This is a genomic window from Streptomyces zagrosensis (assembly GCF_014203645.1).
In the GTDB taxonomy this organism is placed as follows: Bacteria; Actinomycetota; Actinomycetes; order Streptomycetales; family Streptomycetaceae; genus Streptomyces; species Streptomyces zagrosensis.
On record NZ_JACHJL010000019.1, the window covers coordinates 144,120 to 163,255 of the forward strand.

Annotated in this window: 19 protein-coding genes and 2 pseudogenes; 12 read left to right on the forward strand and 9 right to left on the reverse strand. The window is 68.8% G+C overall.

The genetic code is table 11. The features are described 5' to 3' along the window. The first annotated feature begins 118 nt into the window (after nt 1-118). From FHS42_RS28695 to FHS42_RS28710, 4 genes are read left to right on the forward strand one after another with little or no spacing between them, the layout of a single operon-like run. Entirely contained in the window at nt 119-538 is a 420-nt protein-coding gene (locus FHS42_RS28695) for a hypothetical protein (RefSeq protein ID WP_184577139.1), read from the forward strand. Then, nucleotides 498-1,022, forward strand: a complete 525-nt coding sequence (locus tag FHS42_RS28700) for a DUF6879 family protein (protein WP_184577142.1) — start codon at nt 498-500, stop codon at nt 1,020-1,022. Before FHS42_RS28695 ends, FHS42_RS28700 begins: the two co-directional genes overlap by 41 nt. Before the next feature lie 28 nt (nt 1,023-1,050). Beyond that, on the forward strand, nt 1,051-1,893 hold the full coding sequence (locus FHS42_RS28705) for a helix-turn-helix domain-containing protein (RefSeq protein WP_221476964.1): 843 nt from the start codon (nt 1,051-1,053) through the stop codon (nt 1,891-1,893). A gap of 1 nt (nt 1,894) precedes the next feature. Then, nucleotides 1,895-2,071 carry a DUF397 domain-containing protein gene (locus tag FHS42_RS28710; protein WP_184577148.1) on the forward strand — a complete coding sequence of 59 codons (177 nt, stop codon included), beginning with the start codon at nt 1,895-1,897 and terminating at the stop codon, nt 2,069-2,071. A 138-nt stretch (nt 2,072-2,209) separates the two neighbouring features. Here the strand turns inward: FHS42_RS28710 and FHS42_RS28715 are convergent, their stop codons facing one another. Continuing rightward, on the reverse strand, nt 2,210-3,235 hold the full coding sequence (locus FHS42_RS28715) for a DMT family transporter (protein WP_184577151.1): 1,026 nt from the start codon (nt 3,233-3,235) through the stop codon (nt 2,210-2,212). On the opposite strand from FHS42_RS28715, the gene FHS42_RS28720 reads away from it, so the two are divergent. Next, the gene (locus tag FHS42_RS28720; RefSeq protein WP_184577154.1) at nt 3,234-4,691 is read left to right on the forward strand and encodes an aminotransferase-like domain-containing protein; all 1,458 of its coding nucleotides are present in this window, start codon (nt 3,234-3,236) and stop codon (nt 4,689-4,691) included. The two genes, FHS42_RS28715 and FHS42_RS28720, sit on opposite strands and share 2 nt — an antisense overlap. A gap of 131 nt (nt 4,692-4,822) precedes the next feature. On the opposite strand, the gene FHS42_RS28725 is transcribed toward FHS42_RS28720, so the two are convergent. The 3 genes from FHS42_RS28725 to FHS42_RS28735 all read right to left on the reverse strand — a co-directional run bounded on the left by FHS42_RS28725 (nt 4,823) and on the right by FHS42_RS28735 (nt 7,256). Further along, entirely contained in the window at nt 4,823-5,632 is an 810-nt protein-coding gene (locus FHS42_RS28725; RefSeq protein ID WP_184577158.1) for an alpha/beta fold hydrolase, read from the reverse strand. A 182-nt stretch (nt 5,633-5,814) separates the two neighbouring features. Further along, nucleotides 5,815-6,447: a TIGR03086 family metal-binding protein gene (locus tag FHS42_RS28730; RefSeq protein ID WP_184577162.1), complete on the reverse strand. Its 633-nt coding sequence runs from the start codon at nt 6,445-6,447 to the stop codon at nt 5,815-5,817. A gap of 203 nt (nt 6,448-6,650) precedes the next feature. After that, complete coding sequence (locus FHS42_RS28735; RefSeq protein ID WP_184577164.1) at nt 6,651-7,256, reverse strand: CGNR zinc finger domain-containing protein; 606 nt, start codon at nt 7,254-7,256, stop codon at nt 6,651-6,653. A gap of 38 nt (nt 7,257-7,294) precedes the next feature. Between FHS42_RS28735 and FHS42_RS28740 the strand changes: the two genes are divergently transcribed. Beyond that, nucleotides 7,295-8,497 (forward strand): MFS transporter, encoded by a 1,203-nt coding sequence (locus tag FHS42_RS28740; RefSeq protein WP_246495530.1) that lies wholly within the window; start codon nt 7,295-7,297, stop codon nt 8,495-8,497. 193 nt (nt 8,498-8,690) lie between these two features. On the opposite strand, the gene FHS42_RS28745 is transcribed toward FHS42_RS28740, so the two are convergent. Further along, nucleotides 8,691-10,910: an NADP-dependent isocitrate dehydrogenase gene (locus tag FHS42_RS28745; protein ID WP_184577167.1), complete on the reverse strand. Its 2,220-nt coding sequence runs from the start codon at nt 10,908-10,910 to the stop codon at nt 8,691-8,693. A gap of 263 nt (nt 10,911-11,173) precedes the next feature. Between FHS42_RS28745 and FHS42_RS28750 the strand changes: the two genes are divergently transcribed. Further along, nucleotides 11,174-11,662, forward strand: coding sequence for an isochorismatase family protein (locus FHS42_RS28750; protein WP_184577170.1), 489 nt, complete (start codon nt 11,174-11,176; stop codon nt 11,660-11,662). Here the strand turns inward: FHS42_RS28750 and FHS42_RS28755 are convergent. Continuing rightward, a complete protein-coding gene (locus FHS42_RS28755; RefSeq protein ID WP_184577173.1) occupies nt 11,653-12,567 on the reverse strand; it encodes a LysR family transcriptional regulator in 915 nt (304 codons plus the stop codon). The two genes, FHS42_RS28750 and FHS42_RS28755, sit on opposite strands and share 10 nt — an antisense overlap. 72 nt (nt 12,568-12,639) lie before the next feature. Between FHS42_RS28755 and FHS42_RS28760 the strand changes: the two genes are divergently transcribed. Together FHS42_RS28760 and FHS42_RS28765 are read left to right on the forward strand one after the other, a co-directional pair. Then, entirely contained in the window at nt 12,640-13,029 is a 390-nt protein-coding gene (locus tag FHS42_RS28760; RefSeq protein ID WP_184577177.1) for a RidA family protein, read from the forward strand. A 104-nt stretch (nt 13,030-13,133) separates the two neighbouring features. Beyond that, a pseudogene (locus FHS42_RS28765) lies at nt 13,134-13,646 on the forward strand (IS5 family transposase); the annotation flags it as partial. A 114-nt stretch (nt 13,647-13,760) separates the two neighbouring features. Here the strand turns inward: FHS42_RS28765 and FHS42_RS28770 are convergent. Beyond that, nucleotides 13,761-14,705 (reverse strand): MerR family transcriptional regulator, encoded by a 945-nt coding sequence (locus FHS42_RS28770; RefSeq protein ID WP_312867077.1) that lies wholly within the window; start codon nt 14,703-14,705, stop codon nt 13,761-13,763. A gap of 161 nt (nt 14,706-14,866) precedes the next feature. Here FHS42_RS28770 and FHS42_RS28775 point away from each other — a divergent pair, with 161 nt between their 5' ends. Then, nucleotides 14,867-15,631, forward strand: coding sequence for a maleylpyruvate isomerase family mycothiol-dependent enzyme (locus tag FHS42_RS28775; protein WP_221476966.1), 765 nt, complete (start codon nt 14,867-14,869; stop codon nt 15,629-15,631). Nucleotides 15,632-15,772: 141 nt separating this feature from the next. Then, on the forward strand, nt 15,773-16,216 hold the full coding sequence (locus tag FHS42_RS28780) for an RDD family protein (RefSeq protein ID WP_246495555.1): 444 nt from the start codon (nt 15,773-15,775) through the stop codon (nt 16,214-16,216). A 270-nt stretch (nt 16,217-16,486) separates the two neighbouring features. On the opposite strand, the gene FHS42_RS28785 is transcribed toward FHS42_RS28780, so the two are convergent. After that, nucleotides 16,487-17,758: an MFS transporter gene (locus FHS42_RS28785; RefSeq protein ID WP_184577183.1), complete on the reverse strand. Its 1,272-nt coding sequence runs from the start codon at nt 17,756-17,758 to the stop codon at nt 16,487-16,489. A gap of 247 nt (nt 17,759-18,005) precedes the next feature. Next, nucleotides 18,006-18,452: a PPOX class F420-dependent oxidoreductase gene (locus FHS42_RS28790; RefSeq protein WP_184577186.1), complete on the reverse strand. Its 447-nt coding sequence runs from the start codon at nt 18,450-18,452 to the stop codon at nt 18,006-18,008. Nucleotides 18,453-18,774: 322 nt separating this feature from the next. On the opposite strand from FHS42_RS28790, the pseudogene FHS42_RS36360 reads away from it, so the two are divergent. Next, nucleotides 18,775-19,136 (forward strand): annotated as a pseudogene (locus FHS42_RS36360) (hypothetical protein); the annotation flags it as partial.

Consider the following 19,136-nt stretch of genomic DNA (forward strand, 5'->3'; position numbering starts at 1 on the left):
GGAACCAACCTCCAAGCAGATTGCGCGAGTTTGCGGCACGACCTTTGCGGGGCATCGAGTGCCTGTCCGAACATGAGGAAGCGCAATTCCGCGCAAGCAACAGGACAGGGGAGTGACCATGAAGCTACGGTTCCTTGGTACGAACTCGAAAGAGGGAGACTGCCCCACTCTGTACGCAACTGACCGGGACACGTATCTAGTGCAGGGGTGGAGGATCTACGCGAACGTTCTGCTGATGCAGCTCACCCTGCACGAGGGCGAGACGGCCGTAGAGGTGCCCACCGAGCTGTTCGAGCACCTGGAGAAAGACGGGCTTCCCCCCGGGGAGTTCAGGCGCCTGGAGGACCCTCTTATGGTCCTCACTCCCGGAGGTACGTACGTTGTTCAGGGGCAGGAGGTCACCGACGCCGAGGCTCTGGCACAGATGAGAATTCCGGACTACGAGACCGTGGTCGAGGTCCCTAAGGCCGCGATCACCGCCCTACTGGAGGAACCGCGTGAAGCTGATCTCCGGCGCCGAGCGCAACCGGCTCTTTGAGAGCTTCGCGCACGACGCATTCCACCTTGAACTGAGGGACGACTACTCAGTCCCCAACGAGGCCGGCCCGTACAAGCGCTGGCTCCAAACGGGAACTGCGGATGACTCGTTCATGTCACCGTGGACACAGCTCATGAGGCGCGTCACCGACTTGGGGAAGACTGTTCGCCGGGTGCGGGTCGTCACTAAACCGCACAGCTCCTACATCCAGTACGAGCACGCCACTACCGGCACCAACCTGGAGGCTGGCGAGTCCATCAGGTGGCTGCCACGGCACCACCTGCCAAGCGAACTCACCTTTCCCGTAAACGGGAATGATTGGTGGTTGTTCGATGACCGGCTCCTGGCCGTAGGCCACTTCGATGAGCGCGGTCGGGTGATGGGCTCCGAGCTGATCGAGACCCCCGAAACCGTCGCCGAGTGTGTACGCGTACGGGACCTGCTCTGGAGCTTGGCCATTCCCCACCGCGAGTACAAGCCCTAACCGTTCCGTGAACAACCAAGCACAAGAGATGCGAGAGGCGCTGGGGGTCCGGCTGCGTGGGTTCCGCAAGGACGCGGGGTTCAGCAGTGGTCGGGCCTTCGCCGCTGCGACGGGATGGCAGGAATCCAAGGTCTCTCGCATCGAGAACGGGAGACAGAACGCGTCCGAGGACGACATCCGCGTCTGGTGTGGCCTGACAGGGCACGAGACTGAGGCTGACGACTTGATCGCGACACTCCGCCACATTGACGAGCTGTGGATGGAGTGGCGCCGGATGCTTGAGTCCGGGGCAGAGAGACGCCAGAAGAAGTCGTTGCCTCTTTACCGGAAGACGAAGGTCTTCCGAATCTGGGACCCGAACGTGGTGTGGGGCACCATCCAGACCTCCGCGTATGCCGAGAACATCTTCCAGCAGGTATCGGCCTTCCATGAGACGCCGGCCGACACAGAAGCAGCCGTGGCGAGACGCCTCGACCGGCAGCAGTACCTTTACGAGGGGAACCGAATCTTCAACGTTCTCCTTGGCGAGCAGGCCCTCTACTCGAACCACGGCGGTTCCGAAGTCATGAGGGCCCAACTCGACCGGTTGATGGCTGTGATGGCCCTCCCGCGGCTCAGCCTGGGTATCGTGCCGAGGACCGCACCCCTCGCCCTCTGGATCGGCCATGCCTTTTCGATGTTCGATGACAGGCTCGTCATGATCGAGACGTACTCTGCGGAGATATCCGTGACTCAGCCGAGGGAAATCGAGCTATACCACAAGGCATTTGGACTTCATCGGCAGTCTGCTGTGTATGGCCAGGCTGCCAGGGATCTTATTTTGACTGCTATCGAGCACTTTGAACGCATGGGAAGGGAAAGCCGTGGCTGAAATGCCGAAATGGCGCACCAGTACCTACACGAAATCCGACAGCTGCGTAGAAGTTGCGGACAACGACCCCTCGAAGGTCCTCATCCGGGACACAAAGGCGCGGGAAGGCGCGGTCCTAGCCGTACCGCCGGCCTCCTGGGCTGAGTTCGTGGAGTACAGCAAGACTTTCACTGTCTGAGGCCCCATCTGGCCCCCTCTCTTGGGCTTCCGTTCTCGTGGTCGGCGCAACACCTCGGGCGGTGGCACCGGGCGGGAGCCTGGATCGTGGTGCCCAGGGCATCCGTCGCGGCCGGGCGAGATACGTGACCCCGGGTACTCAGCTGCGGGCCCGCTGGGTGACGCCGATGCACACCAGGACCGCGAGCGCGGTCAATGGTGCGGCGAGGGTGAGGTGTTCGTCCAGCAGGAGTACGGACCACACCAGGGTCAACAGGGGCTGCGCGAGTTGGAGTTGGCTGGCTTTGGCCACGCCGATCGCGGCCATGCCCCGGTACCAGACGTACAGTCCTGCGAACTGCGAACCCGCCGCCACCCACAGCACCCCGGCGATGGCCTTCCCCGTGAGGTGGACCGGTTCCAGCGTTACGGCGATGGCGGCTGCCGGCAGGGCCAGCGGTAGACAGCCGACCAGGGCCCAGCCGATGACCTGCCAGCCCGGCATCTCACGTGCCAGTCTGCCGCCCTCCGTATAGCCCGCCGCGCAGATCAGCAGCGCGCCGAAGAGGTACAGATCGGCGCCGCTCGGCGCGCCTCCGCTTTGCTGCACGGCGAAGGCGATCACCACGGCGGCCCCGGCCAGTGCGGCGGCCCAAAACACCCGCGAGGGCCTGATCCCGGTGCGTACGGCGGCGAAGGCCGCGGTGGTGAGCGGCAGCAGGCCGACGACGACGGCCGCATGCGAGGTGGAGGAGGTCTGCAACGCGAGGGTCGTCAACAGGGGAAAGCCGACCACGGTGCCCGCTGCGACCACCGCGAGCCCCGCCCAGTGCCGGCGGGCGGGAAGCGGAACGCGTAGCGCGAGCAGACAACTGGCGGCGATCAGTGCGGCGAGCACGGTCCTGACCGCCACCGTGGACCAGGGGCCGAGCCCCTCCAGCGCCCAGGCGGTGGCGGGGAAGGTCAGCGAGAAGGACGCCACGCCAAGTGCGGCGAGCACGGTACCGAGGCGGGCGCTGCCGTGGGGGGAAGCGGCGGCCCCCGCGGGGGCACCGGGGTGGGGCGTGGCCTGGCGGGCGCCGGGGGCGGTTGGGGCGCCGGCGCTGGGAACGGTGTGCGGGCCCGGGTCGGTGGCGCCGGGCACTGCTATCGCGTCGGGGCGAGTAGCGCTATCGTGTGCTGTCATGTATGAGCGTAGCAGCGTCGCGGACCTGGTAAACATTCTGCGGGGGGAGCTCAACCGCTACTCTCCAGGTGGGAAGCTGCCATCCAGTCGTGCTCTTATCGAGCGGCATCGGGTCAGCCCGGTGACGGTCTCGCGCGCCCTCGCTGTGCTGGCGGCCGAGGGCCTGGTGGTGACCCGCCCCGGGGCGGGCGCATTCCGGGCGGAACTGCCGGGTGGGCCGGGCGGGGCCGGCGGGCAGCCGCGTACCGGAGACACCTCGTGGCAGGAGGTCGCGTTGAGTGCGGAGGCCGCCGCCGATGCGGTGCCGCGTTCGGTGGACGCCTCGGGCATCCTCGCGACACTGACCGCCCCGCCGCCCGATGTGATCGAACTCAGCGGCGGCTATCTGCACTCCTCGCTCCAACCGGAACGCGCGCTGGCCGCAGCCCTCGGCCGCGCCGGGCGGCGACCGGGCGCCTGGGGAAGGCCACCGATCGATGGACTGCCCGAGTTGCGCGCGTGGTTCGCCCGCGAGATCAGCGGACCCGCCGGCGGCGTCACGGCGGCTGACGTACTGATCACCTCCGGCGGCCAGAGCGCGCTGACCACCGCGCTGCGCGCGCTCGCCCCGCCCGGTGCGCCGGTCCTGGTCGAGTCGCCCACCTATCCCGGACTGCTGGCCGTCGCCCGCGCCTCCGGGGTGCGTCCGGTGCCGGTGCCGGTGGACGCAGACGGGGTACGAACCGACCTGCTGGCCGAGGCGTTCCGGGCCAGTGGCGCCCGGGTCTTCGTCTGCCAGCCGCTGCTCCAAAACCCGACCGGCACGGTGCTCAGCCGGGAGCGGCGGGCCGCGGTGGTACGGGTGGCGCGGGCTGCGGGGGCGTTCATCATCGAGGACGATTTCGCCCGCCGACTGGTGCACGAGGACGCGCCCGCGCTGCCGCCCACCCTCGCCGCCGACGACCTGGACGGCACGGTGGTGCACGTCTGCTCGCTCACCAAGGCCACCTCGCCCAGCCTGCGGGTCGGCGCGCTCGCTGCGCGCGGCCCGGTGCTCGATCGACTGCGCGCGATCCAGGTCGTGGACAGTTTCTTCGTGCCCTGGCCCTTCCAGGAAGCGACTCTTGAACTCGTCGGCTCGCCCGCCTGGCCCCGCCATCTGCGGACCATTGCGGCCGAGTTGCGCCGCCGCCGGGAAACTCTGGTCGCCGCGCTGAGCCGGGAGATTCCGGAACTCACCCCCTTCCGGGTGCCGCCCGGCGGCTTCCATCTGTGGCTGCGCCTGCCGCCTGGCACCGATGAATCGGCCGTCGCCCAGGCAGCCCTGCACGCAGGCGTCGCCGTGGCCTCTGGCCGCCCCTACTACGCCGCCGAGCCGCCGGCGCCCCAGCTCCGGCTGTCCTTCGCGGGCGTCGCGGGCCTGCCCGAACTGGCCGAGGGCGTACGGAGGTTGCGGGTCGCGCTGAACGGCCGCTGAGCGGCACGACGGCCGAGCGGCACGGCCGCTGAACGGCGGGACAGCTGAGCGACACAGCCGCTGAACGGAACGACGGCTGAGCGGCGCGACCGCCGCACGGTGCCGTGCGCGACCCGCCAGGCGTTCGGCGGTCAATCGGCAGCAGATCCGGCCAAGAAGTCGGCGACCAGCGCGCGGAACGCTTCCGGGGCATCCACCCACGGCCAGTGACCGCAGCCGGGTAGCACCGCAAGGCGTGCCAGCGGGCAGCACTCGGTGAGGAGCCGAGCCGGGGCCGTTCCGGCGATGCCGTCGTCCGCACCGGCGATGGCCAGCAGCGGCGCCCGCAGCGCCCGCAGCCGTACCACGCGCACCGGCTCGCTCTCTTCATCGGCGTAGAACCGTGACCTGAGCCACAGTGGCGGTACGCGATGCGCAGCGCCCGCCGCATGGTGTGCTTGGGCGGCGGCGGACCACGTGCCATAGCCCCCGGGCGGCGCGCCGGCGGCCTCCGCGGCTGCGGCGTCGGGCCGTCCAGCCAGCCTGCCGCGGATCTCGGCGACCTCGGCCTTGTCCGGCTCCCTGGCCAACCTCCCCGCGGGCGTGACCAGCACCAACCGTCGCACGCGTGCCGGGCTTTGGAGCGCGAACTCCTGCGCGACCAGCGCGCCCGCCGAGTGCGCGAGCACATCCACCGTGTCCAGCCCCAAGTGGTCCGCAAACGCCACCACATCGCGGGCTTGTTCCGCGAACCCGCAGCCCGACTGATCGTGCGGCAGATGAGAGCGGCCCGCGGCGCGGCCGTCGAGCCGCATCAGGGTACGGTCGCGGGCCAGGCCCCCGAGCTCGCCCAGCCCCCGCCCATCGGCCCCGGGCCCGCCGGGCAGGCACAGCAGGGGTGGCCCGCTCCCGAGCGACGAGAAGAAGAGTGTGGTCCCGTCGTACGTGATGAAGTGCGGCATACGCACAGTGTCGCGGCACGCGCCCGGCCATGGGTGACGCTTCGCCACCGGTGAACGCGGGACGGGTGCTACGGGTGAGACGGGTGACCGCGCGCCCGGCCGAACGGCAGCCGGGCGTACGCCGAGCCACCTGCCTGGCGCGGTGTCGGTGTCGGTGTCGGTGCAGCCAGGGTGTCGGTGGGTCAGGCCGGTGACCAGTACGGCTGGCGACCGGTGAGGCCGAGAAGCCGATCGAGCGGCGGGGCATCGGCGGGGACATCTACCACGGGGCCGAAGAGGCCCTTCTCTTTCTCCGCTTCCGCCGCTGCGTCCGCTGCGGGCGCCTGCGCTGCGAACGCCATGCACGCTCGTACCGTCGCCGGATCGGCCTCGTAGGGCTGGTCGCTGGCCCGGGCGATGTCCCAGCCGTGGACGGTCAGTTCGTTGAGCGCGACGAGGCCCGCCACCTCGCCCGGCAGGTCGAAGCCGCCGGCTCGCGTCATGCCCTGCCAGGCGGCCGGATCGCGCCAGGCCTCGGCCAGTGCGGTCAACCGGGCGGGCAGCCGGGAGCGCCAGTCGGGCCCGAGCCGGGAGGCGTCGCCGGAGGGACCCGTGCTGTCGTTGGGCCCGACGTCCTTGGTGGCGGCCAGGGCGAACGCGTGCGACAGCCGGTCTACATGGTCGATGAGGTCGCCCAGTACGTACGACGCACAGGGCGTGCGCGCGCTGAGTTGGGCATCGGAGACCTCGCTGAGCAGCGCCGCCATGCGTTCCGCGGCGGGCCCCAGATCGGGGGTGGGGTCGGGGTTGGTGGGGGACGTGGGTGTCGTGGGCATGCGTGGCTCCTTGCGTACTCGGTGCCGGTGAGCGCTCTGGGGCAGGTGCGTCCGGTGTGCTGTCCAGGGTCCCTTACATGCTGGCGGGTTTGGCGGGTTTGGCGGGTTAAAGAGCCGGCGTAGGGGCCAACTGATGTGCTGACGCGCTGCCGTGCTCATGCGTTGGCGAGTTGACGCGCGGGGGAGCTGGTGAGTCGGCGAGTTTACGGTCGATGGGCTGCCGGCGGGTGCGGGCTGTGGCCAGCTCCGCGCCGATGTGCCGCTACGCGTTCGCGGGTTGCGCAGCGGCGTGAGCAGTAGCGGCGGGATGGGCCGCTGCCCTGGGTGAGGTAGACGTTGGGGCACCCCGCGGAGGCGCACAGACCCCCGGGCGAGCGCTGCCGGTCCCAGAGCAGCACGGTCAACGCCAGGCACGAGGAGGCCAGAAACCACTCGTCCCAGGGCGCGTCGTCGTCGCTGTCGAGGTGTGGGTGCCAGGGTGTGTTGCCGCCGTGCGAGGTGAGGCGCAGCGCGCCGCTGCTCCGCTGAAGCAGGCCGTTGATGATGCGCGCAGCGGTGTCTGCGTCGCCGGCCGTAAACACTTCCCGCAACAGCGAAGCGGCGCTACGAAGGGTGCAGACGTCGTGCGCGGAGAGCGGGCGAGAAACCTCCTCGCCGTGAGCGCGCAGCACGTCGGCGACCGCGTCCGGCGTCGGCTCGTCGGCGCTCAGCGCATTGATGAGGGCAGCCGTGCGGCGGGCGATTGCCAGCACCGAGTGCCGCGTTGACCAGTCGTCTCCAGGGGACAGCACCTTGGCAATGTAACGCATGTGGCGAAGTTTTTCGTTACGTACGTAACGTGACTGGCATGCAGAAGCGTTACGCGATGGCTCGGTACATGGTTGGGGCAACCGCGGCCCGTACTGGCGATGAGATGTCAGGCCCCGCCCTGCTCCTCACCGGGCTCGCGGCCACCGGGTCGGCCTCAGCCGCCTCCGCGCTACTCGCCGGGATCACCATCGCGGCGGCGGTCGGCGGCCCGGTTTTCGGCGTCCTCATCGACCGGTCCGCGCGTCCGGGCCGGCTGCTGGCCGGGGCGCTCGCCGGATACGCGGCGGCGCTGACCGTCATCCTGCTGGCCATCGACCACTGGCCGATCGGCTACTCGGTACTGATCGCCGTGGGCGCGGGACTGCTCGGCCCGGCGCTGTCCGGCGGCTGGACCGCACAACTCCCGCGCTGCGTCACGCCCGATGCGCTGCCGCGCGCGCACGCGTTCGACGCCATGACCTTCAACGGCGCCGGGCTGGTGGGCCCGGCAGCCGCCGGGGTCATCGCGAGCCTGATCGGAGCCCCGGCCGCGGTCGGCGTCTCGATCGCGCTGATCTGTCTGGCCCTGCCATCGGCGTGGACGCTGCCCGCCCGCCGCACCCGGAGGCCCGCCGCGGCCGATGGCTCGGTCGCCGCCGACCTCGGCGCCGGCTTCCGCGCCATCGCGCGGGTTGGGCCGCTGGCTCGTGCGACGGCGACCTCGGTGATCTCATGTGTGGGGGATGGCATCCTGATCGCGTGCTGCCCGCTGCTCGGCGTACGGGTGCTCGACGGGGCTGATCGCGGGGCGATCCTGCTGTCCGTCGTCGCCGCATCGGCGCTCGCCGCCAACACCCTGCTCGCCCGCCGCGCCTACCCGGTGCGTCCTGACACCCTCATCTGGTGCGCGCCTCTCGCCATCGCCGGCGCGCTCGCGCTGGCGGCGACCTGCTCGCCGGTGGCGCTCATCTGCGCCATGGTGATCGCTGGCGCAGCCGAGGGGCCGCAGCTCACCGCCCTGTTCACGGTGCGCCACCGGGAGGCGCCGGCGCGGCTGCGCGGCCAGATCTTCACCACGGGCGCCAGCCTGAAGATCACCGGCTTCGCGGTGGGGGCCGCCATCGCCGGGCCGCTGGCCACCTGGTCCCTGCCCGGCGCACTGCTGACAGCCGCCGGCTTCCAGATCGTCGCCGCACTGGTCTTCGCCGCGATGACCCGGCACCCCGCGGCCGGCAGCCGAACACGTCAGCCATCGTGGTGACCTGAACTGAACTGAACTGAACTGAACTGAACCGAGCTGAGCCGGCGCCGGAGGCGACAACGGCTCCGCCCCGGCTGGATGGAGGACCAGCCGGGGCGGAGCCGACGCGTATCTGCGCACGAGCTCAACGACGCTCGCCCGTCAGCGGCGGGTGCTGCCGGTGCCGGTGCCGCCGGGCGCACGGGGCCTCGGGTTAGCCGAGGGTCGCGAGCGCCTGGTTGAAGGTCTTCGACGGGCGCATGATGGCCGTGGCCTTGGCGGCGTCAGGCTTGTAGTAGCCGCCGATCTCGGCCGGGGAGCCCTGGACCGCGATCAGTTCGGCCACGATCGTCTGCTCCTGGTCGGCCAGGTTCTGGGCGAGCGCGGCGAACGCCTTGGCGAGCTCCGCGTCGTCGGTCTGCTTCGCCAGCTCCTGGGCCCAGTAGAGAGCCAGGTAGAAGTGGCTGCCGCGGTTGTCGATGCCACCGAGCCGACGGCTGGGCGACTTGTCCTCGTTGAGGAAGGACGCCGTCGCACGGTCGAGAGTGTCGGCGAGCACCTGGGCGCGCGCGTTGCCGGTGGTCTGCGCGAGGTGCTCGAAGCTGACCGCCAGCGCGAGGAACTCGCCCAGGCTGTCCCAGCGCAGGTAGTTCTGCTTGACGAGCTGCTGCACGTGCTTGGGCGCGGAGCCGCCGGCGCCGGTTTCGAACAGGCCGCCGCCGTTCATCAGCGGGACGACCGACAGCATCTTGGCGCTCGTACCGAGCTCCAGAATGGGGAACAGGTCGGTCAGGTAGTCACGCAGCACATTGCCGGTGACCGAGATCGTGTCCTCGCCACGGCGAATCCGCTCCAGCGAGAACGCGATCGCCTCGACCGGCGACAGGATCTCGATCTGCAAACCATCGGTGTCGTGGTCGGCGAGGTACGTGGTGACCTTCGCGATGAGGTTCGCGTCGTGCGCGCGGCCCTCGTCCAGCCAGAACACCGCCGGGTTGCCGGTCGCGCGGGCACGGGTGACGGCGAGCTTGACCCAGTCTCGTACCGGCGCGTCCTTGGTCTGGCACATACGGAAGATGTCGCCGGCGCTGGCCACCTGCTCAAGCACCACATTGCCGCTGCCGTCGATGACCCGCACCGTGCCGGTGGTGGGGATCTCGAAGGTCTTGTCGTGGCTGCCGTACTCCTCGGCCTTCTGCGCCATCAGGCCGACGTTGGGCACCGAGCCCATCGTCGCCGGGTCGAAGGCGCCGTTCGCGCGGCAGTCATCGATGACGACCTGGTAGATCCCGGCGTAGCTGCTGTCCGGGATGACCGCCAGGGTGTCGGCTTCCTGGCCGTCCGGGCCCCACATGTGACCGGAGGTGCGGATCATCGCGGGCATGGAGGCATCGACGATGACGTCGCTCGGCACATGCAGGTTGGTGATGCCCTGGTCCGAGTCCACCATCGCGAGCTCGGGGCCTTCGGCCAGCTCTGCCTCGAAGGACGCCTTGATCTTTGCGCCATCGGGCAGCGACTCCAGGCCCTTGAGGATGCCGCCGAGCCCGTCGTTCGGGGTCAGGCCGGCCGCGGCGAGCGTCTGGCCGTGCTCGGCGAACGTCTTGGGGAAGAAGGCGCGTACCACGTGGCCGAAGATGATCGGGTCGGAGACCTTCATCATCGTGGCCTTCAGGTGAACGGAGAACAGCACGCCTTCGGACTTGGCCCGGGCGACCTGCGCCGTCAGGAACTCGCGCAGCGCCGCGACGCGCAGCACGGCGGCGTCCACGACCTCACCGGCGAGCACCGGTACCGACTCGCGCAGCACGGTGGTGCTGCCGTCGTCCCCGGAGAGCTCGATCCGCAGCGTGCTGGCCTCGGCGATGACCGCGGACTTCTCGGTGGAGCGGAAGTCGTCGGTGTCCATGTGCGTGACGTTCGTCTTGGAGTCGGACGTCCACGCGCCCATGCGGTGCGGGTGCGCCTTGGCGTAGTTCTTCACCGAGGCGGGAGCGCGGCGGTCGGAGTTGCCCTCGCGCAGCACGGGGTTGACGGCGCTGCCCTTGACCTTGTCGTACCGCGCGCCGATCTCCCGCTCCTCATCGGTCTTCGGGTCATCCGGGTAGTCGGGCAGCGCGTAACCCTGCTCCTGAAGCTCAGTGATTGCCGCCTTGAGCTGCGGAATCGAGGCCGAGATGTTCGGCAGCTTGATGATGTTGGCACCCGGCGTCTTGGCCAGTTCGCCCAGCTCGGCCAGCGCGTCATCGATGCGCTGGCTCTCCTCAAGGTGCTCCGGGAAGCTGGCGATGATCCGCCCCGCCAGAGAGATGTCACGACTCTCCACGGCCACCCCGGCCGTCGAGGCGTAGGCCTCGATCACCGGCAGGAACGAGTACGTCGCCAAGGCCGGGGCCTCGTCGGTGTGCGTATAGATGATGGTCGAGTCAGTCACCGGGTGCTCCGCTCCACGTCTGCAACATTGCTCGACATCAAGATATCCCGTAGCCGACCCGCCCTCGACAGGACCCCGTCTCCCCCGCGGCGGAATTCTGCCCTGCCCTCAAGTGCGGAGGGCGGGGTCGGTGCGGCCACCCAGTCGCGGGGGTGCAACACCGGCGATGGGGTGTGGGGACGCGGCAAGAAGGCGTGCCGTGCGGGGCAATGAGGCAATAATCAGCCATTGCCGCCGGCGGCGTGGCGCGTACGATCATGATCATGATCTCCGCGCTCGTCCTCATCGACTTGATGCCCCGCATCATCGCCCTACCCGTGGCCCCACACTCCGGGGACCAAGTGCTGGCCCGCTGCAAGCGGCTGGCCGAAGCGTTTCGGGCCGATGGCCGACCGGTCGTCCAGGTGCGCGTGGACCGCCCTGGGGTGGCCGAGCAGCCTGCCGGCAGTGACTTCGCTACGGGGCTGGTCCAGCCCGGTGATCTCGTCATCGTGAAGCGCACCGTTGGCGCTTTTTACGCCACTGACGTGGACCAGCAGCTCCGCGAGCGCGGGGTGGACACCGTGGTGCTCGGCGGTCTGGTCACCACCATGGGCGTGGAGTCCACCGGGCGAGCGGCCAGTGATCATGGATACGAGGTGGAGTTCGTCAGCGACGCCATGTCCGGGTTGGCTGCCGATGAGCATGACTTCGCCGTACAGCGGGTCTTCCCCCGGTTCGGTGCCGTTCGCGAGACCGCCGCCTACCTCTGAGGCTTGTCCGGCGAATCTTGGTCAAGTGCGGCCAGGATGCTGGGGACCAGGGGGTTTGGGTCGTTCTTGCGCCACGCGACGGCGACGCGTGTGTGCACGGTGTCGGGCTCGATCTTGCGGAAGGCGACGCCTTTGAGGCGAATCCGGCGGATGCTCTCCGGGGCCAGTGACACGCCGAGGCCGGTTCCCACCAAGGCGCAGACGGTCTGCCATTCCACTGCGTGTTGGGTCACTTGGGGGGTGAAGCCCGCAGCAATGCACAGACCGGCGATCTGGTCGTACAGCGACGGGCCGACGGCACGAGGCAGGAGCACGAAGGGGCAGTCCGCCAACTGCTTGACCTGGAGCGCCCGTTGTGCCGCCAGGGGGTGCGAGGCGGGCAGGACGGCCACGAACGGTTCGGTCAGCACGGTCTCGAACCCGATCTCCGCGTCATGGGCAGGCGGCTCTCGCAATAGGCCGATGTCGATCGTCCGTTCGCGCAGGGCGGCCAGTTGCGGCGTGGTGGTCATCTCCTGGATGTCCAGATCCACGGCGGGAAACCGTTCCCGGAAGGTTCGCAGCAAGCTGGGGAGAACAGTGAGAGCGAGGGAGGCAGCAAAGCCGATCCGCAGGTGGCCGGCCCTGCCGCTGCCGACTTCCCGGGCTGCGGCCAGGCCCTGCGTGAGGTGAGCGAGGGCGTGCCGGGCGGCGGGGAGGAGTTCCCGGCCCGCCGCGGTGAGGCCGATGCGCCCGGGTTCGCGACTGAACAGTGCGTAGCCGACCTTGTGCTCCAGGCGACGGATCTGCTGGCTCAGTGGTGGCTGGGCGATACCGAGGCGGGCGGCGGCGTGGCCGAAGTGGAGTTCCTCGGCGAGCACGACGAAGGCGTGCAGCTGCGGCAGGGGAAGTTCAGGGCGCTCCATACGCCTAGAGGTATCACTGCCAACCGAAAGTCGTATTAGACGTATCGGTGCCGGGTGCTTAGCGTTCGGCGCATGACAGAGCGACGTTCCATCCTCAGCGGCTCGATGTTCGAGGAACAGATCGGCTACGCCCGCGCGGTGATCGACGGCGACTGGGTTCATGTGTCCGGGACGACCGGATTCGACTACGCCACTATGACGATCTCCGAGGATGTGGTGGAGCAGGCCGAGCAGTGCCTGCGCAACATCGAGGCTGCCCTGAGCGAAGCGAAATGCTCCTTCGCCGACGTAGTACGGGTGCGCTACCTGCTGCCCGACCGGGCCGACTTCGAGCCCTGCTGGCCGACGCTGCGTCGCGCGTTCGGCGAGGTCCGGCCGGCCGCCACCATGCTCATGTGCGGCCTCGCCGATCCCCGCATGAAGATCGAGATCGAGGTGTGCGCCCGGCGGAACACCGCGTAACCGTCCGATCCGGTCTCTGGGAACGGGGCACCGTGCCCGGGGCGGGGCGGGGCGATCTGACGCATGGCGAGTGGGCACGGCTCGTACCACTGCCACCCGGCGACAGTCAGCATCGGCCCGACGAGGGACTGGGACGTTCGCGGGGTGGTCTGACAAGCAGAGTTCACCTGGTCGGCGAGGGTGGACGTCGCCACTTGGCGTTCCTGATCACCCCGGGGCAGCGGGGCGACGCTCCACAGCTCGTCCCGGTGCTGGAACGTCTTAGCGTCCCCCGGCTCACCATCGGCCGCCCCCGCACGCGCCCTGACTATCTCAGCCCTGACCATCTCAGCGGAGACAAGGCGTACAGCTCCCGCCGCAACCGCCGATACCTCCGCGGACGCCAGATCAAGCACACCATCGCCGAACCGCGCAGCCAGCGGGCCAACCGGCAACGACGCGGACGCAGGGGCGGCAGACCCGTCGGCTTCGACAGGGCGGTCTACAAGCATCGCAACGAGGTCGAACGCACGAGCAACTCGCTCAAGAACTCCCGCGCCGTGGCCGCTCGCTATAACAAGCGTGCCGACGTCTTCCACGGCACCGTCGCCCTCGCCACGATCCGCTTGTGGCTACGACCATCATCCGCCGCACAGGCCCAGCCTTCGCGGCGGATACGTTACGTCCCTGCGTTCCTGCGTCTCTGCATCCCTGAGTCCCTGCGTCCCTTTGTCGTCGGCGTGCGGCCGGGCTCATTCGATGGAGCGTTCCAGCGCGTCGAGCAGCCATGCGTGCAGGGCGCCGAGGGTGGCGGCATCCCCGGTCACCTCGCTCACCAGCCCCCAATAGCGGCGAATGCGCGGGTCGCCTAACACGGCGATATGCGTCCATGACTGGTGCTCGAAGGCCGTCAGCATCTCGCGCCGAAACGCCGCGGTGTCCCGGCTGTTGCGTACCGACGCATGGGCCTCCACGAAGCGGTCGAGCGCCGGGCCGGGCCCCGGCCGCCGCCTGGCGAGCAGCAGCGGCCCGGCCATCTCGTACGCCTCGCCCACCCCGGTCAGCAGCGCGACCTCGTCGACAAACGCCTCCCGGCCGTCCTTCGCACGGGCCAGCAGTTGTCGCTCCAGGGACCGGTCGGTGACCAGGGCGGCCAACTGCGCATAGGCGACTACCTGATGCGGCGTCGGGTCCGCGGGCAGCGTGGGAACGCTCACGTCGAGGAACATGCTGACCATGTCGTCCGGCAGCGGCGCGAGAAACAGCCGCCGCCAAAAGGCCACGAGGGCGTCGCGGGCAGCGGGGCCGCTCTCCACCACACCGAGCAGCTCCAGATGGGCAGCCCGTTCGATCGGGCCCGCGTCCTCGACCGCGCGCAGCCAAGCGTGGCGCCAGGAGAGCGCCGCCAACTCGGCGTCCAGCGCGGCCCGTTCTGCGGCGACCGCATCGGTGAGGGAACACCGGCCGGCGAGGACATCCCGGAGCGCGGCCAGGCCAAGCCCGAGCCTGCGCAATTGCCGGATGAGGCGAAGCTGATCCACTGCCGCGGGGTCAAACCTCCGGTGCCCGCCCACGCTGCGCCGCGGCACCAAGAGGCCCCCGTCGCAGTAGAAGCGGATGGTGCGCACGGGCACTCCGGTCAACTGCGCCAGGTCGCCGATCCCGAGCGCCGCTCCCTGCGATGTGACGTCGGTCACGATGACTAGAACCTCCACCTGGGTGCGCTTTCTACCGTACGGATCTACCACCCGGAATCACCAGACGGATCTACCAGCCGGAATCACCAGACGGATCTACCAGCCGGAATGACCAGACGGATGCACCAGCCGGATCTCCCACAGAGACACAGAGAGGGACAATGACCATGCAACAGCTGGGTATTGAGCGACTTGCCGAGGGGCTGCGGGAACAGACCAAGGCCTTTTCGGGCGTGGTGCGGGGCATGGACCCGGAACGTCGCGTGCCGACCTGCCCGCAGTGGCGGGTGCGGGATCTCGTCGCCCATATCGGCCAGGCGCATCGGTGGGCGGCAGGGATCGTGCGAGCCGGCGCCGCCGAGGCCGTACCGGACCCGCGCGACGTCGATCCCGGCGCACCGGGAGCGTGGCCTCGCTGGTTGGCCGATGGCGTCACCGATCTCGTCACCGCGGTCCGTGGCACCCCTCCCGAGGCCACCGTGTGGACGTTCCTCGGCGCGGGACCCGCGGTCTTTTGGCTGCGTCGCATGCTGCACGACACCTGCGTGCACCACGCTGATGCGGCCCTGGCCAGCGACACCGCGTTCCGGGTGGCCCCCGACCTCGCCGCCGATGCGATCTGCGAGCTACTCGACCTGCTGTGCGCGCCGGGCGCCGAAGCGGTCAAGCCGGCCCTGGCCGAACTGCGTGGCCACGGCGAGCGGCTCCAGTTGCAGGCCAAGGGGCCGGCTGCGCCAGGGTGGGTGGTGACGCGCACGGCACAGGGACCGACCTGGGAACGCGGGCCCGCCGCGGCAGATGTGGCGGTGACCGGAACGGTGCAAGACCTCCTGCTGCTGCTCCACCGCCGCCTTTCACCCACCGCGGTCACGATCACCGGCGACCGCGCCCTTTTGGATCACTGGCTTACGCACACGGCCTTGTGACTGGGGCTGCGCCGAAGAGATCCGGGACCCCTCCCGGTGGCGCCCAGTAGCGTCCGCGGCGTGGACGAATTGACGCCGCTTATCCCGGAGTCCGAGAGATTTCACTACTACCGAGGCCGCCCGTACCCGTCCTGGCTTCAGATGTACCCCACCAAGCCAGGCAGGGAGCATCCCGCTGACCTTCCAAGACGCCTGAGCGCCTATGTCATCGATGTCGTGGTCTTTTGCGGTTTATTTTCCCTTGCTGTCGCACTGGACATGCAGCTGAGCTGCAACGGGGCCATCGGGGCCCCGTGCTTCATCGCGATGTGTGCGGGCTACTCGCCACTGGCGACCGCTCGTTGGGGCGGAACGGTTGGCAAACGCCTGTGTGGTCTGCGAGTGGCGCGAGCGTGGGATGGGACCCCTCTGTCCTATGAACACGCCTTGTGCCGGCATTTGGCCCACCTGGGCCTATGGTTCTTCGGTGCGCTGAACCATTTGTGGTACCTGTGGGACAACCCGCTCCAGCAGTGCCTGCACGACAAGCTTGCGGATACTGTCGTCGTACAGCGAGAAGCCCAGCGCGAAGCAGCCGACTACTGAGATCGGTGCTACGGGAATCGTGCCGATCGGCTCATTTACGCAGCTACGCCATCGGCGCACGGGTACGTCACGTCACGGAGCACGGCGGGAGTTCTCGTACGCCCCCAGCCGCCTTTGCGGCACAAGGCGGTGAGGTTTTCTCAGCGGCGCGATTCTTCCCATCCCGTTTGCCGCTGATCGTCGCGATGACAGCTCTGTCGCCGACTGCAAGCGACATGTCAACGAGCAACGCCCTGCCATCGGGCAGGGCGTTGCTCAAGGTGGTCTGTTTCAGGAAGGCTTCTGGTCGGCGGGCTTCTCGATCTCGGTGGTCACCGGTGCCCTTCGAAAGAGCACCGGGAGCCACAGGAGACATGCCAGCAGGGGGACCGCGGCGTAGGTGGCCATGCCCACACTGGAGCCCATCTCGTCCATGAGCGTGCCGACGACGAGATAGCCGATGCCGATGAGCGCCGACTCCACGAAAGCGATCATCGACAGCAGGCTCGCCCGGTGGCGCGACGGCACCGCCTTGTTGAACACGTTGTCCACGATCACGGCGGTGATCTCGGGAATTCCGACCAGCATGAGGAACGCGGCGATGGTGACCCAGACAAGGCCGAGGCCGCTCAGGCCGAGTGCCGCGGCGAGCGTCAGAAGAGACACCGGGACGATGACCCGGTACCCGATGCGTCGGTCCACGCGGTCCGACAGCAAGGGAATGAGCCCGCCGACGAAGAATCCCGCCGATATGACCACGCTGACCAATGTGGTGCCCGCTCCCTGATCGGAGAGGACCTTCTGCGTGAAAATGATGTACGGCGTCAACGTCGCATGCATCAATCCGGAGACCACGACAAGCGTCACGAGCGCCGGCGTGGCGACTCGAAGCATGGCCCGCCATGCGGTGGTGTCGCCGTGCTCCTCCCCGGTTCCGTCCTGCTCGTCCACCGCGTCCGCGCCGCGGATCTCGGGCACCCGTGACATCAGCACCACCACGGCCAGGACGAGGCACGTCGCCGAACCGACGTAGACGACTCCCCAAGAAATGCGCTGCAGTTGGCCGCCGAGGACGATGGCGGCTCCCGAGGTGACCGTCCCGAGCATGGTGAACCGGGACTTGATCTTCACGTAGCTGGCCGTTGCACCACGACGCACGAGCAGGTCGTACAGCAGGGCGGTGTCCGAACCGGACACACATGCCATGCCCACGCCCTGCCCGATGAACAGCGCCAAGAACATCCAGTAGTTGGAGAACGCCACCTGACCGAGCAGACACCCAGCTATCAGCACCTGGCCGATCACGATGCTGGCACGCCTGCCAATTCGGTCGGCGATGACTCCTGTCGGCAATTCCGCGAGTCCGCTGACCAGGTAGAGCAGTGTCTGTAGTAGGGCCACTTGCCCGGCGGAGAAGCCTCGCTCATAAAGGAAGAGGACGAATACTCCGCGCTGGAACAGCGAGTTGGCGAGTACGGCGTATACGGAGAACGGGCGCGTGACACTTCGTGCTGCATTGTCGACTGGAGCCGACTCACCAAGGGCCTCCGCGATGCCGGTCATGTTGCGGGCTCCCTGGTGGCTGCGATGATCATTAGTGTTGGGCCTCCGCCGCCGGCCGGAACCTTTGCACCGCTGCTGCACTCGAAGAACGCTGGCACACCTGAAGAACACTGCCGCACTCAAAGAACGCTGGCGCGCTCAAGCGCGGCACCCTCAGCCCCAGCCGTATCGGCGACATAGCCCGCGCCGCCGTTGCCCGTAACCGCCACTGGAAGTGATCTGCACTGAGAAAATCTCGGTGGGCACATCAGGGGGCGGGGGTGGGGCCGCCGGGGCGAAAGCGCTCCACCCCGACGATGTGGCGCACCTTGGTCGGCCGCACGATCACCGCGACCCGCTGTTCTCCCGGCATGATCCACTCGAAGCGCTCGCTGCCCAGGTACTTGCGGGCCAACCGGTCCATCCGGTCGTGCGCCTCCTCGCCCTCGATGAAGCGGGCCACCACGCCACTGATTTGCACCCGGTCGAAGGGGTCGGCGGCGTCCGCGTGCGAGAGGTAGACGCGGGGGTCGCGGCGCAGGTTTTCCTCCTTCACCCGGCCCGCCGAAGTGTTGAACGTCAACTCACTGTCCCCCTCCAGGTCCACCCACATGGGGCTGACCTGCGGTGCTCCATCGGCGAACACGGTGCCGACGTACCAAATGAGGGGAGCTTGCAGCCGGGCGCGGACGGCTGGGTCGAAGGTCGCAGTCATCCGGGGAGGCTACCAACCGTGATCGGCGGGACGGCTCGGGGAGCCGCCGTGCGGTGGGCCAACCCACCTCGGGCAGCACCACCTTCGTACGGCCGGTGACGGACCTGGAGCCCATGCGCTGTCTCCCGCGTTGTGACACTGGCAACGATCACGACGATCTGAGCGCGGCGGGCCGCGGTCCACCGCAGGGAGGGGGTCGGTGCCGACGAGTTGGTGGGTGAGTTGGTGGTTGCGGTGCGGATGGGCTGTGGCACCCGACAGCTACCGGGCGCGCTGGGCGCGCCGCGGCGCCGCTTCCCGCGACTGGAGGTCACCGTCTTCGATGAGCCGAACTCCGCCGAGCCGGAGCAGCTGGGGCGTGCTGGGCCTCGCCTTGATGGCGGCGTGCGATCAAGGCCCTGCCGACGCTCACCATCTCGGGGTTGCGCAGTTCGTCGTGGCGCTGGGCGCCGGGCATCGGCAGCTCGCTGCGGACCGGGTCGAGCTGCGCGAACTGGCGGGGGAGCCGTGGGTGAGGTTCGACCGCGACGGTGCGCTCGACGGCGTACTGCTGGACGCCCTGCGGAACAACGACCTTGGTCGCCCTCACTGTGGTCGGGTAGCCGGAGACCATTGCTGGTCCCCGGCCCCCTCAGAACCGGACGTGCGAGCTTTCCCCGCATCCGGCTCAAGCAAGCCACGAGG

Excerpts from the sequence above, each read along its gene's own strand:
- FHS42_RS28750 (WP_184577170.1), top strand. The coding sequence starts at position 11,174 with ATGATCTCCGCGCTCGTCCTCATCGACTTGATGCCCCGCATCATCGCC.
- FHS42_RS28780 (WP_246495555.1), top strand. The coding sequence starts at position 15,773 with ATGTACCCCACCAAGCCAGGCAGGGAGCATCCCGCTGACCTTCCAAGA.
- FHS42_RS28720 (WP_184577154.1), top strand. The coding sequence starts at position 3,234 with ATGTATGAGCGTAGCAGCGTCGCGGACCTGGTAAACATTCTGCGGGGG.
- FHS42_RS28715 (WP_184577151.1), bottom strand. The coding sequence starts at position 3,235 with ATGACAGCACACGATAGCGCTACTCGCCCCGACGCGATAGCAGTGCCC.
- FHS42_RS28710 (WP_184577148.1), top strand. The coding sequence starts at position 1,895 with ATGCCGAAATGGCGCACCAGTACCTACACGAAATCCGACAGCTGCGTA.
- FHS42_RS28695 (WP_184577139.1), top strand. The coding sequence starts at position 119 with ATGAAGCTACGGTTCCTTGGTACGAACTCGAAAGAGGGAGACTGCCCC.
- FHS42_RS28790 (WP_184577186.1), bottom strand. The coding sequence starts at position 18,452 with ATGACTGCGACCTTCGACCCAGCCGTCCGCGCCCGGCTGCAAGCTCCC.
- FHS42_RS28740 (WP_246495530.1), top strand. The coding sequence starts at position 7,295 with ATGCAGAAGCGTTACGCGATGGCTCGGTACATGGTTGGGGCAACCGCG.
- FHS42_RS28775 (WP_221476966.1), top strand. The coding sequence starts at position 14,867 with ATGACCATGCAACAGCTGGGTATTGAGCGACTTGCCGAGGGGCTGCGG.
- FHS42_RS28785 (WP_184577183.1), bottom strand. The coding sequence starts at position 17,758 with ATGACCGGCATCGCGGAGGCCCTTGGTGAGTCGGCTCCAGTCGACAAT.
- FHS42_RS28760 (WP_184577177.1), top strand. The coding sequence starts at position 12,640 with ATGACAGAGCGACGTTCCATCCTCAGCGGCTCGATGTTCGAGGAACAG.
- FHS42_RS28755 (WP_184577173.1), bottom strand. The coding sequence starts at position 12,567 with ATGGAGCGCCCTGAACTTCCCCTGCCGCAGCTGCACGCCTTCGTCGTG.
- FHS42_RS28705 (WP_221476964.1), top strand. The coding sequence starts at position 1,051 with ATGCGAGAGGCGCTGGGGGTCCGGCTGCGTGGGTTCCGCAAGGACGCG.
- FHS42_RS28730 (WP_184577162.1), bottom strand. The coding sequence starts at position 6,447 with ATGCCCACGACACCCACGTCCCCCACCAACCCCGACCCCACCCCCGAT.
- FHS42_RS28735 (WP_184577164.1), bottom strand. The coding sequence starts at position 7,256 with ATGCGTTACATTGCCAAGGTGCTGTCCCCTGGAGACGACTGGTCAACG.
- FHS42_RS28725 (WP_184577158.1), bottom strand. The coding sequence starts at position 5,632 with ATGCCGCACTTCATCACGTACGACGGGACCACACTCTTCTTCTCGTCG.